The organism is Providencia sp. PROV208 (assembly GCF_028479465.1).
Classification (GTDB): Bacteria; Pseudomonadota; Gammaproteobacteria; order Enterobacterales; family Enterobacteriaceae; genus Providencia; species Providencia alcalifaciens.
Genome location: NZ_JAMPNS010000016.1, coordinates 132341 through 145690, shown reverse-complemented (window position 1 = coordinate 145690; position 13350 = coordinate 132341). Strand labels below are relative to the sequence as shown.

Here is a 13350-nt window from a genome sequence, read left to right as displayed (position 1 = left end):
GGAGATACTATGCAGATTCCACCCATTCATAAGCTTTATATTCATGGCGGATATGTAGATAGTTCACAACCGGAATGTGGGCAGTTTGAGTCGATAAACCCAGCCAATGGCGACGTAATTGCTCATTTGCAATCGGCAAGCCTAGACGACATTCACTGGGCGGTGGAGAGTGCAAAGCAGGGGCAAAAAATTTGGGCAGCAATGGCTGCGATGGAACGTTCGCGTATTTTGCGCCGCGCGGTAGATATTTTACGTGAGCGTAATGATGAACTCGCATACTTAGAAACCCTCGATACAGGGAAACCACTTTCAGAAACACGTTCAGTCGATATTGTCACGGGCGCAGATGTCCTCGAATACTATGCAGGTTTGATTCCTGCATTAGAAGGTCAGCAAATCCCATTACGTGAAACTTCATTTGCCTATACACGCCGCGAACCACTGGGGGTTGTCGCGGGTATTGGGGCATGGAATTATCCGATTCAAATCGCATTATGGAAATCCGCTCCAGCACTGGCGGCGGGTAACGCGATGATATTTAAACCGAGTGAAATGACTTCATTAACAGCGCTAAAGCTGGCGGAAATTTATACTGAAGCGGGTTTGCCCGCAGGGGTATTCAATGTGGTGACGGGAATGGGAAGCGAGGTTGGACAATGGCTTACCGAACATCCTGATATTGCTAAAATATCGTTTACTGGTGGGATCGCGACAGGGAAAAAAGTCATGTCTAATGCTTCTAGTTCAAGTCTTAAAGAAGTGACAATGGAGCTTGGCGGTAAATCCCCATTAATTATTTTTGATGATGCGGATTTAGACAAAGCGGCTGATATTGCCATGATGGCGAACTTCTACAGTTCAGGGCAAGTGTGCACGAATGGAACGCGAGTATTTATTCCCGAACATTTGAAACCAGCATTTGAAACCAAAATTGCGGAACGTGTCGCACGTATACGCATTGGCTCCCCGATAGAGGAAAGTACCAACTTTGGTCCTTTAGTTAGCTTCAAGCATATGGAAAATGTGTTGCGTTATATTGAGATTGGCAAAACTGAAGGGGCGACAGTGTTGTGTGGTGGAGAACGCTTAACGATAGGTGAACTCGCCAATGGTGCGTATGTGGCACCGACGGTCTTTACTGACTGCACTGATGAAATGCAAATTACCCAAGAGGAAATCTTTGGTCCAGTGATGAGCATTCTTATTTACCGTACTGAAGAGGAAGTGATCGAAAGAGCGAATCACTCGATTTATGGTTTAGCAGCAGGATTAGTGACACAAGATCTTGCGCGAGCACACCGTGTTATTCACCAATTGGACGCTGGAATTTGCTGGATCAACACTTGGGGGGAATCCCCCGCACAAATGCCCGTCGGAGGTTATAAACACTCTGGTGTAGGGCGTGAAAATGGGCTTGTCACCTTACAAAATTATACTCAAATTAAATCCATTCAAGTAGAACTCGGAGAGTTTACCTCTATTTTTTAATAACTTAATTTGACTGAAACAGAGGAGATAACAATGGTCTATGACTACATTATTATCGGTGCTGGTTCAGCCGGTAACGTTCTTGCTACCCGCCTGACAGAAGATCCTGATGTTACTGTGCTGCTCCTTGAAGCAGGAGGACCGGACCACCGGTTCGACTTTCGCACGCAAATGCCAGCGGCATTAGCTTACCCTTTACAAGGGCGCCGCTATAACTGGGCTTATGAGACAGAGCCTGAACCCTATATGAACAATCGCCGCATGGAATGTGGGCGAGGAAAAGGGTTAGGCGGCTCTTCGCTAATAAATGGCATGTGCTACATTCGTGGAAATGCCATGGATTTTGATAGCTGGGCACAAGCTCCAGGGCTTGAAGATTGGGATTATGCGCACTGCTTGCCCTATTTTCGTAAAGCAGAAACCCGAGATATTGGTGCAAATGACTACCATGGTGACCAAGGTCCTGTGAGTGTGGCGACGCCTAAATCCACGAATAATGTTCTATTTCATGCCATGGTTGAAGCGGGGGTTCAAGCTGGTTATCCGCGAACTGATGATTTAAATGGTTATCAGCAAGAGGGGTTTGGTCCCATGGATCGTACAGTGACGCCACAAGGTCGTCGTGCAAGTACAGCTCGGGGTTATTTGGACCAGACACGTAGCCGAAAAAACCTGACGATAGTCACTTATGCTACGACGGATACCATTGAATTTGAGGGTAAAAAAGCGATTGGCGTGAAATATTATCGAGGAAAACATCCGCAAGAGCATGTGGCGAAAGCGCGTAAAGAAGTCTTGTTATGTGCAGGGGCAATTGCTTCTCCACAAATTTTGCAGCGTTCTGGCGTGGGTCCTAAAGCAGTCTTAGACACATTGGCAATTTCACCGATTCATTATCTGGAAGGGGTTGGCGAGAACCTGCAAGACCATCTGGAAATGTACTTGCAATATGCATGTAAGCAGCCAGTCTCTTTGTATCCAGCACTGAAATGGTTTAATCAGCCAATGATTGGGGCAGAATGGTTATTTAAAGGGACAGGGATCGGCGCGAGCAACCAATTCGAAGCGGGAGGCTTTATCCGCAGTAGTGAAAAATTTGCTTGGCCAAATATCCAATTTCACTTCCTGCCAGTGGCGATTAACTACAATGGGAGCAACGCGGTGAATCAACATGGTTTTCAAGCCCATGTGGGATCGATGCGTTCACCAAGCCGAGGGAGGGTACAGATAAAATCCCGAGACCCACATCAACATCCTAGTATTTTGTTTAATTACATGTCTTGTGAGCAGGATTGGGAAGAGTTTCGTGCGGCTATTCGTATCACCCGTGAAATTATGGCTCAGCCTGCCTTAGACCCCTATCGAGGCGAGGAAATCAGCCCGGGCAAGCACATCGTCACTGATGAGCAGTTAGATGCCTTTGTGCGAGAACGGGCTGAAACCGCATTTCACCCCTGTGGGACCTGTAAAATGGGCTTAGATGAGATGGCAGTTGTTGATGGTGAAGGGCGTGTGCACGGGCTGGAAAATTTGCGGGTGATTGATGCATCAATTATGCCGCTGATTATCACCGGCAACCTAAATGCGACGACGATTATGATAGCGGAAAAACTTGCCGATAAAATTCGTGGTCAAGAAGGGTTAACGCCAAGTTACGTACCTTACTATAAAGCCAATAATCAGCCGGCAAGAGTCTGTTAACTCGTTATTCATGGATGAGGATGAGCCTCATCCATGAATATATTCTCAGATTTAGAGCGTATTCGTAAATTCGTTATAAGCATTCCATGTCTGTATTGCATACATGAAAGAAGGACCTCCTCCCATTAAGATAGCAACGCCCAATGCTTCGGCAAGTTCCTGTTGTGTTACACCTAGGTCTACAAGGGCTTTTGTGTGGAAGGCAACACAGCCATCGCAGCGGCTTGCAACCGTGATGCCGATGGCAATGAGTTCTTTGGTTTTTTTATCGAGAGCGCCTTCCCTTGATGCGGTGGCAATTAAGCTGGAAAAATGCGCTATCACATCAGGGATACGTTGTCCTAGTTCGGGCATGGTTTTATGTGTGTTTTGGTTGATTTCAGTAAATTTTGACATGATTTCCCCTTTGATCATTATGTTATTTAATAATATATATTTTAATATAGTATTTGGGTGATATTGGGCAAGGTGAATATTCTAAATAAGACATAAAAAAGATTTACACCTTTTATTTTGCCAAAGTTAGTGTATTGAATTGAAATACTCATAATTGGATTGAGTGTATAAAATTTAACGCTAGTGGAAGTGATGGGACAAAAAAATCCTCCAAATGAAGGAGGAAAATAAATATTAAGCGAGAATACTTATATAACACTAATTTCGTATTTACCAAAGCTGACCAGCTAATAAAAATGATCAAATTTTGCTATATGAAAAAAGAATATAAAAGTACGCTAATATGGTAAGTATGAATATTAACGAACAGAATTAACTAGCCACTGCAAATAATTATCCTCAACTTGGCTAGGGTCTAATCTAATTAATTCAGGGATTTCATAGGGATGAATTTCTTTTATTGCATCAAATAGTGCCTGTTGATTACCAACAGTACTTTTTATCAGTAATAAAATTTCTTTATCTTCCGTCACATTTCCTTTCCACAAATAAACTGATGTCATTTCTGGTAGTAAAGAGACACAGGCCGCAATATGGCTATTTAAGAGATGTTGTGCAATTTTTATCGCGCTTTCTTGGCTATTCGTCGTACATAAAACGATGCATGGTTGTTGCATGCTCTTGTAATGAGTGTCGTTAAATGTCATTTTAATCTCCTTTATTTATAAAAAGCGTAATTAAATGAATCCTCAGATTCATTCTAGTTTAACTTCCCACAGGTTCGCGAAACTACAGGCTGACGAAAATAAAAAATAGCGTGATTAGTGTGGAAGTGACTATTACTTACAATGATAATCTTATTAGGTAATGAATTGACGGTATATACGCCAGTTATCTATTTTTCCTAATAGCTTAAGATTTGAGATAAATAATTTTATTAGTCAAATAGATTATTCGATTTTACCCCATGCAGATAAACGAAAAAAAATTCATTTACAAGGGGCTTTATTGCTATTTTTGATTAATTATGAGGAATTCGATTCAGCATTAATTTTTAGACGGATAAATATCAATAGTTATTGAATTTTTGTATATTAGTTGAGTATTTAGAAAATATTTTAATATTTAATAGCCTTAATCTGATGGATGAGTTAATTGTATTTTTATGCACAATTATTACTCGTTTTTTGTTCTGTATTGCATTTATAACTCCTATTAATAGTCTGTGGCTATTTGTGAGTTTTGATTACATTTTGTTACATAATGACTTGAAATTCATATGAAACTCAGTAACCAAATGATAACGATCAATATTTTCAAATGATTATTTGCTAACATCAATGCTAAGAATAAAAAATATACATTGCACTTTCTCTGTAATTCCATCTCAAAACTGTATGGATACCCTTATGAATAAACTGACTCCGTTAAAACCGATACCCACCTTAATTGCTGTCGCCATCACGTTAATTATCTGGTTTGCCATTCCTGTCCCAGAAGGCGTTAACCCTAATGCATGGCATTTATTAGCTCTATTTGTTGGAACAATCGCCGCCATTATTGGTAAAGCCTTACCGATTGGCGGAGTGTCAATCGTCGCAATTTCATTAGTTGCAGCGACCGGCGTAACGAATCCTGAATCCACGAAAGGCGCAATTGCGGATGCATTAAGTGGTTTTTCCAATGACCTTATTTGGTTGATTGGTATATCGATTATGGTTTCCATGAGTTTGAACAAAACAGGATTGGGAGCACGTATTGGTTATTACGTTATTTCACTTTTTGGTAAGAAAACGATCGGAATTGCCTACTCATTGGCAATTGCGGAAACAATCCTTGCACCTGTCACGCCAAGTAATACTGCGCGAGGTGGGGGTATTATTCACCCAATTATGCGTTCAATTTCAGACAGCTTTGGTTCTAAAGCGGATGATGGAACAGCAGGGAAAATAGGGCGTTATCTTTCTTTAGTAAACTACAATATCAACCCCATCACATCTGCGATGTTTATTACTGCAACTGCACCTAACCCATTGATTGTAAGTTTAATTGTCAGTGAAGCCGGAAAAGGTAATGAACTCACTTGGGGAATGTGGGCGATTGCGGCATTTGTACCTGCGATCGTTTCTTTGATTTTAATGCCTCTGGTTATCTACTTTATGTATAAACCAGAAATTACGTCTACACCGGATGCACCTAATTTCGCGAAGGAGCGTTTACAACAACTAGGACCAATTTCATTGCCAGAAATGATCACGTTAGGGGTCTTCATTCTGTTATTAATGATGTGGGCCGGGGTACCTGAAATGCTGTTTGGTCCATCTTTCAGTGTTAATGCAACCACTGCTGCTTTTATTGGGTTGAGCGTATTGCTAGGGACTGGGGTCATTAACTGGGATGATGTCCTAAAAAATAAAGGGGCGTGGGATACCGTTGTATGGTTTGCTGCACTCGTAATGATGGCGAGCTTCTTAGGAAAATTAGGCTTGATCAAGTGGATGTCTATTACGGTAGGGAATTCTATCGATAGTATGGGCATTAGCTGGGTCTGGGGTACCTTAATTTTGGTACTCATTTATGTCTATTCTCACTATTTCTTCGCAAGCACGACTGCGCACATTACCGCTATGTTTGGTGCTTTCTTTGCTGCGGGTCTGGCATTAGGTGCACCGCCAATGCTGCTCGGTTTAACCTTAGCATTCTCCTCTTCTTTAATGATGTCGTTAACACACTACGGTACAGGGACAGCGCCGATTATTTTCGGTTCAGGCTATGCGACGTTAGGTGAGTGGTGGAAAGCGGGCTTTGTCATGAGTGTTGTTAACTTAATTATTTGGATAAGTTTAGGCAGTATTTGGTGGAAATTCCTAGGTTATTGGTAATTCCATTGAATTTTGATTAAAAATATCCATTAGCAAAAAGCCGGAATTATCTTCCGGCTTTTTTGTCCTCTCTCGACAACGCTTGAAATTATATTTTATCTCTCAGTAAATCATAAAATTTAAACCTTAAATTAGTGAAATCATTGATATTAATTTTTGCGTTAAATATTTAATTGACACAAGCTTTTTCATATTAAAGCAGCTATGATTAATAGTAAGGTATGTTGTAGGGTTTTAATGTTAATCCGATATAGACAAAGATAAATAGGTTAAAAATGAAAAAGACAGCATTAGTATTGGGTATGGCGGGTATGATGGCATTGTTGTCAGCGTGTTCAGACGAGAAAAAAGAAATTGCAGAGTATCGCTCTGAGTTCGTGAACAGTTGTGTGAAAGCGTCGGGTGAATCTGATGCGGAAACTGCACAAGCTATCAGCGCAATCTGTGGCTGTGCTTATGACAAAACTGTTGAAAAATATGGTTTGAAAGAATTTAAACGTTTAGACAGCGAGCTGCAAAAATCACCTGCGGCTGCGCCTGAATTCCAACAAACTATGATTTCATTTGTTCAAGAATGTGCGACTAACGCGCGTTAATTGATTCTCTTTAATCATGAAATAAGACCACGGTGGTGAAAACTTCCGTGGTCTTATTATTTTTAAGTCAGCGCTTATTTAAATAGCTGCTTAAACTGGTGCGGTGCGCAACGTAAATATTGTGGCGCGACTGAAATTTGTTCATTAAGCACGCTGGCAGCACGCCATGGCCAACGAGGCTCATACAAAATTCCTCGACCAATGGCAATAAAGTCTGCTTGCCCAGTAGCAATAATCGCTTCTGCTTGATGTGGCTCCGTGATCAAACCCACCGCAATGACTGGCATGTCGGTATGCTCATGAATCGCTTGTGCGAGTGGTACTTGATAGTTTGGACTCACCGGAATTTGCTGCTTATCTGATAATCCACCTGACGAAACGTGAATATAATCACAGCCAAATTCTTCTAATATTTCAGTCAGTTTAATCGATTGAGGAAGATCCCAGCCACCCTCAACCCAATCTGTTGCTGAAATACGAATGCCTACGGCGATGTGCGGACTGACTGCTGCACGTATTTCACGAAAAACATCCACTAAAAAGCGAGTACGGTTAGCAAAACTACCGCCATATTCATCTTGTCGCTGGTTAGCAATAGGCGATAAGAATTCATGCAATAAATAGCCATGGGCAGCATGAATTTCGATTAACTCAAAGCCTGCTTGCTCGGCACGTTTAGCTGAATCCACGAATTGTTGAGTGATTTCGTGGATTTCATCTACGGTTAGTGCTTTTGGTGGGTAACTATCGCCGAACGCAAGGGCAGATGGTGCAACAGTTTGCCAACCATACTCATGGTCGGGGGCTAAATTTTGACCGCCTTCCCATGGAAGCGCACAGGCTGCTTTTCTGCCTGCATGGGCAATTTGAATACCAAATTTAGCATTAGCAAAGGTTTTAATATTCGTTAGCAGGGTCTTAAATTCCCGCATTTGTTGTTCATTCCACAGACCTAAATCTTTGTACGTAATCCGACCTGAAGGAGTCACGGCACTGGCTTCAACGATCACCAATGAGGCACCGGATAAGGCTAGGTTCATATAATGAGCCTGATGCCAAGGGCTGATTAGCCCATCATGTGCAGAATATTGGCACATAGGTGGGACAACAATACGGTTAGCAAGTTGAACTTGACCTAGATTTGCAGGTGAAAATAGGTAACTCATTCTTCTTTCCTTATAACAGTGCTTAAGATAATTCTGACAGTATACAAAAAAAGATTGTTGATTCTTGTGATAAAACGGCAAATTTAGTTATTCGATAATTTTTTTCGTTATAAGAGAGAGCAAAAAGCAATAAAGCAGAGGAAATATTGAGAGAAAGAATAAAAAGCATAAATATCTACTTGCAATTTTTTATTAATAGACAAAGAAAATAAATCAGTGAAGACATTTAAATGAGGGTGATTATCGCAAGTCGTGATAAATACGCCTTTATCCCTCGATGCCTACCCTAACTTAATGATAAATAAAGATTGATTGATTTAATTGTGCTTTATGGTTTTTATGGTGTTAATAGATTTTCTCGCTGGATTTTTATTTTATTAAGTGATTTTTATTAACGCTAAATCGATATTATCCCAGCAAAAACACAATTTTCATCTTGCAACCTAAATAAGAGATTTATATAAGCAATAAAACACCCAATGTGGAGATGAAAATAAAATTACAGCGGTAGAGAGTTCAGCTCGCTTATTTTCAGCAACGTGTATTAGCCTGTGAAAATATAATTCTAAAAAGGACGGTAAATGTGTTAACGATTATTGGTATTTTAATCATTGTGACAATCGTCACTTTACTTATGATGGGCAAAGCTAGCCCAATTATTGCAATGTCGTGTATTCCTTTTATTGGAGCCCTGTTAGCGGGATATTCTATTGGTGAAATATCCGTCTTCTTTGAAAGTGGTATTAATAAAGTCGCTAAAGTGGCAGCTATGTTCTTATTTGCCATTTTATTCTTCAGTTTAATGAAAGATCTGCATATTTTTGACCCGCTGATCCGCATGATGGTCAAAATGACTCGTGGTAATGTGATTATCGTCTGTATCATGACTACACTAATCGCGGGGGTAGTGCACTTAGATGGTTCTGGCGCCGCCACATTTTTAATTATTATTCCTGCATTATTACCGCTGTATCGGCAATTAGGTATGAGTCCATACCTAATGTTACTGCTGATGTGTGCAAGTATGGGGATCATGAATATGGTGCCGTGGGGCGGGCCATTAGGCCGTGCGTCAGCGGTAACAGGCATTGATGCTTCTACACTATGGCAAGGTTTAATTCCTGTGCAATTGATTGGTATGGGTGGCGCAGTGGTATTTGCCATCATTATGGGAATGCGTGAAAAGCGTCGTATTGCAACGGCTGCGTTAAATGGCACTACGCCGTATCAAATGGATTCACTGTTAGGTGAGAGTGAGCAAATCGCAGATGTGGCTGATACTGTCCATAAACCTAAAAAGCCATTAATTAATGGTGGATTGATTGTCGGGGCGATTATTTGTTTAGCGTTCGGGCTACTTTCAGCACCATATGTGTTTATGATTGCGCTTTCTTTAGCATTATTAATTAACTATCCAAACCCCAAAGAGCAGATGAAGGTGCTTTCCCTACATGCACCTCAGGCGTTAGGTATGGTGGCAATTATTCTCGCCGCTGGGGCATTTTTAGGTATTTTATCTGATGGTGGCATGTTGAAATCCATTGCGATGGATCTGACATCAATTCTGCCAACGGAATGGGTATCAAAAATTCATATTTTTGTGGGTATTCTTGGCGTTCCGATGGATATCTTCACCAGCACTGACGCTTACTATTTTGCACTGTTACCCATTATTCAGCAGATTGCAGCGACCGCAGGCGTTGACCCATCCGCGGTGGTGTATGCCATGGCAATCGGTAATAACGCGGGTACGTTCGTGAGCCCATTCTCGCCAGCGGCGTGGTTGGCAATGGGGTTAGCCGGTATTGATATGGGGCGCCATTTGCGTTATTCGTTCGGATGGATTTGGGTGTTCAGTTTTTTCACACTCGCCGTTGGTGGGGTTTTAGGTCTCTATTGATCCGCTCGTCGTCTTTTGCGCTGTAGCGGTGTTGGCTTCGCTTACTAACCCTAGTCACATACTTATGTATGCTCCTAGGGATTAGCTACACTTGCCGCCTTGCTACAGCACAAAATCCATAGAGCCAATGTTTGGGGAAGCTAAGGAAAAACCTAAAATCGGGAAAGATAGAAGATAGGGAAAATAAACAGAAAGCGGTGAGAGAAAATAGTGGCTAAGTGGAACATGGATTATCGGACTGTGACTATATTGATGATGAGGTAATTATGTGAATATTCCTTTTTTATCTAACATCGATAAGGCTCGACATGCGCAGACCACTTTCTTCCTACCATCCTATTTTGTATTGGCTGCGCGTGAATCAAAAACGACTACTTAGACGCTGGCATTGGGCATTCTCTGGGCGAAAATATACGCGTAATGTTGCGGAGCAGCCACTGGAATATCGTTACCATAAACACACATCACGGCTGATCCGCAAATTGGGGCAATCAGACCTTCGGCTACAACATAATAAAGTGATTAACCTCGGGATTGCAGTTGGAACAATGAACGGCGTCACCATCGCACCGGGAGAATATTTTTCGTTTTGCCGCTTGGTGGGTAAGCCTACGGCTAAACGAGGTTTTGTGGAAGGAATGGAGCTTTCCTATGGCGAGGCTCGCAGCGGTATTGGTGGTGGAATTTGCCAATTGAGCAATTTAATCCACTGGATGGCACTGCACTCGCCGCTACAAGTGGTGGAACGAGCAAACCACAGCTTTGACCCTTTTCCGGATGACGGGCGGGTACTGCCATTTGGTTCAGGCGCTGCTATTTTTTACAACTATATCGACCTTGTTTTGTATAACCCAACGCAAGCGACCTTTCAGCTGGTTTTTAAAATAGGTGAGCACCAAATTGAAGGGGAACTATTGTGTTCTTCGCCACGAGAACATAAATATCATATTTACCAACAAAATCATCAGTTTGTTCGGGAGCATGGCGTCATTTATCGCCATAATGAAATTTGGCAGCAAATCACGACGAAAGGGCAAGAGCCGCTCACACTTAGCGACCGCTGTTTGTACCGCAATAAAGTGGTGGTGAAATACCCACTGGATGAATCTCAATTGAGTGATGTGGGTTAATACGAGCATAATTAGGAATATGTTACTGGCTTTTACCTAATTAGTTCGTTTAGAATCCCCTCAACTAAGTTATTTCTTGCTGTTTTTCTGATAAAACACCCAAAATGAGGCCGTCTCGCGGACTAGATATGTAATACCAACTCTTGATTTCTCAATTAGCGCAGAGGCAAATCTTGTACAAGATTTGTTGTGTTTTGTTATTTCTGTAGAGAAAGCATGATGAATATGCAATCAAGGAAGTATGGTAGAACGTATCACTATCCGTTCTCACCGGGCACCACCAGCGACGATCGTATTAATAGCGATTGGTGGGCGCACATCCAAAATATTGAACAACTGGTTCATACTGAAAAACTCGATGGTGAAAATAATTGCTTGAATCGTTACGGTGTATTTGCTCGTTCCCATGGTGCTCCGACACAATCGGCATGGACGCAGCAAATTCGTCAGCGTTGGCAATTAATTAAAGATGATTTGGGCGATATCGAATTGTTTGGTGAAAATCTGTATGCAGTGCATTCCATCGAATATCAACATATCGAAGATTATTTTTATGTGTTTGCGGTGCGCCAAGGAGACTATTGGCTAAGTTGGGATGAGGTGAAGTTTTACGCTTCTCTGTTTGATTTTCCGACTGTACCAGAGCTTCATTTGAATATCGACAACACCCTCACTGCCCAGCAATACCGCAGTGGGTTAATCGCCGCGGCAGGGGAAGATAGCCAATTTATTGCACAGGACACCCACACTGGAAAACCGTGCAGTATGGAAGGCATTGTCACGCGCAATCGCCAAGGCTTTGCCGTGGATGATTTTATGCAGCACGTTTTTAAATATGTGCGTAAAAATCATGTGAAAACCGATATTCACTGGAAACGTAATTGGCAGCGTGCAAAATTGGCGTTTGAGATGCAAGGTGGTGACCAATGAGTTGGCAACTGACAAAACAACGGGAATGGTCACAACTTGCTGATCAGTTTGAATTTGTGCGCGATATGCATGGCGTCCCCCAAGATGCACTGCACCATGCGGAAGGGGATGTGGCTATCCATACCAAAATGGTATTAGCCGCGCTGGAAGACTTGCCGGAATATCAGCAATTGCCTGAAGCGCAACAGCAAATTGTCTGGACAGCGGCGCTCTTACACGATGTGGAAAAGCGCAGTACCACCCGAGAAGAAGAAGGGCGCATTCGTTCACCGGGGCATGCCAAAAAAGGCGAGCTATCTGCGCGGAATATCCTATTTCGCGAAGTGGAAACACCTTTTGCGATTCGCGAACAAATAGCGGCATTAGTCCGTTTTCATGGCTTGCCGCTTTGGTTAATGGATAAGCCCGATCCGGAACGTGCACTGTACGCTGCATCATTACGGGTCGAAATGTCCTTGTTGTGTATGTTAGCCAAAGCAGATGCTATCGGGCGCGAATGTGAAGATAAAGCTGACTTACTGGCACGCATTGAGCTGTTTGAACTCTTTTGCCGCGAGCATCATTGTTGGGATAAACCCAAAGAATTTGCCTCATTGGCAGGGCGTTTTCACTATTTCCACACACAGCGTGGTACACCGGATTACCAGCCTTTTGATGACGATGGTAGTGAGGTGATTATGTTGTGCGGTCTGCCGGGAATGGGAAAGGACCATTTTATTCAACAGCATTATCCACAGACGCCGATGGTCTGCCTTGATGAAATTCGTCGAGTCCATAAAATCAGTCCGGCCGATAAAAATGCCCAAGGTTGGGTGGCTCAGCAAGCTAAAGAGCAGGCGAAGGTTTATTTACGTCGTAAGCAGGATTTTATCTGGAATGCGACCTCGCTCAGTGCGTCACTGCGCGAAAGTATGATCAGCCTGTTTGCCCGTTACCAAGCGAAGGTGCATTTGATTTATTTGGAAGTGCCGTATAAGCAGTGGCAGCAACAAAATCGTCAACGCAAATATGCCGTACCCGAGAATGTAATGGAAAGAATGGCGGGGAAGTTGGAGATCCCAACCCCTGATGAAGCTCATCAGGTTTCCTATTATATTAATGGTGGATTTGTGAATGTGTTTGTGAAGTGATTTTAATATCCTGCCTCTATGATAGAGGCAG

The 13350-nt window shown here is 42.4% G+C and carries 11 protein-coding genes; 8 read left to right on the top strand and 3 right to left on the bottom strand.

The genetic code is table 11. The annotated features are described in order from the left end of the window. The first annotated feature begins 9 nt into the window (after positions 1-9). Both betB and betA read left to right on the top strand, forming a co-directional pair. Complete coding sequence (gene betB, locus PR766_RS13315) at positions 10-1488, top strand: betaine-aldehyde dehydrogenase (RefSeq protein WP_154636465.1); 1479 nt, start codon at positions 10-12, stop codon at positions 1486-1488. A 33-nt stretch (positions 1489-1521) separates the two neighbouring features. Beyond that, a complete protein-coding gene (betA, locus tag PR766_RS13310) occupies positions 1522-3189 on the top strand; it encodes a choline dehydrogenase (protein WP_006662023.1) in 1668 nt (555 codons plus the stop codon). Positions 3190-3240: 51 nt separating this feature from the next. Here betA and PR766_RS13305 read toward each other — a convergent pair whose 3' ends face one another. Beyond that, positions 3241-3585 (bottom strand): carboxymuconolactone decarboxylase family protein, encoded by a 345-nt coding sequence (locus PR766_RS13305; RefSeq protein ID WP_006662022.1) that lies wholly within the window; start codon positions 3583-3585, stop codon positions 3241-3243. Between the two features lie 359 nt (positions 3586-3944). Then, positions 3945-4292, bottom strand: a complete 348-nt coding sequence (cutA, locus tag PR766_RS13300) for a divalent-cation tolerance protein CutA (protein ID WP_006657556.1) — start codon at positions 4290-4292, stop codon at positions 3945-3947. Positions 4293-4994: 702 nt separating this feature from the next. Between cutA and PR766_RS13295 the strand changes: the two genes are divergently transcribed. After that, a complete protein-coding gene (locus tag PR766_RS13295) occupies positions 4995-6467 on the top strand; it encodes an anion permease (RefSeq protein ID WP_006662021.1) in 1473 nt (490 codons plus the stop codon). A gap of 275 nt (positions 6468-6742) precedes the next feature. Beyond that, positions 6743-7063 carry a hypothetical protein gene (locus tag PR766_RS13290; protein WP_006657558.1) on the top strand — a complete coding sequence of 107 codons (321 nt, stop codon included), beginning with the start codon at positions 6743-6745 and terminating at the stop codon, positions 7061-7063. Positions 7064-7137: 74 nt separating this feature from the next. Here PR766_RS13290 and PR766_RS13285 read toward each other — a convergent pair whose 3' ends face one another. Then, positions 7138-8229, bottom strand: coding sequence for an NADH:flavin oxidoreductase/NADH oxidase (locus PR766_RS13285; RefSeq protein WP_006657559.1), 1092 nt, complete (start codon positions 8227-8229; stop codon positions 7138-7140). 583 nt (positions 8230-8812) lie between these two features. On the opposite strand from PR766_RS13285, the gene PR766_RS13280 reads away from it, so the two are divergent. From PR766_RS13280 to PR766_RS13265, 4 genes are all read left to right on the top strand, one after another. Continuing rightward, positions 8813-10129 carry a CitMHS family transporter gene (locus tag PR766_RS13280; RefSeq protein ID WP_006662020.1) on the top strand — a complete coding sequence of 439 codons (1317 nt, stop codon included), beginning with the start codon at positions 8813-8815 and terminating at the stop codon, positions 10127-10129. A 308-nt stretch (positions 10130-10437) separates the two neighbouring features. Then, entirely contained in the window at positions 10438-11259 is an 822-nt protein-coding gene (locus tag PR766_RS13275) for a VanW family protein (RefSeq protein ID WP_036974708.1), read from the top strand. A 219-nt stretch (positions 11260-11478) separates the two neighbouring features. Then, positions 11479-12189, top strand: coding sequence for an RNA ligase family protein (locus tag PR766_RS13270; protein ID WP_036974739.1), 711 nt, complete (start codon positions 11479-11481; stop codon positions 12187-12189). After that, on the top strand, positions 12186-13319 hold the full coding sequence (locus tag PR766_RS13265) for an AAA family ATPase (RefSeq protein ID WP_036979148.1): 1134 nt from the start codon (positions 12186-12188) through the stop codon (positions 13317-13319). Before PR766_RS13270 ends, PR766_RS13265 begins: the two co-directional genes overlap by 4 nt. The last annotated feature ends 31 nt before the right edge of the window (positions 13320-13350 follow it).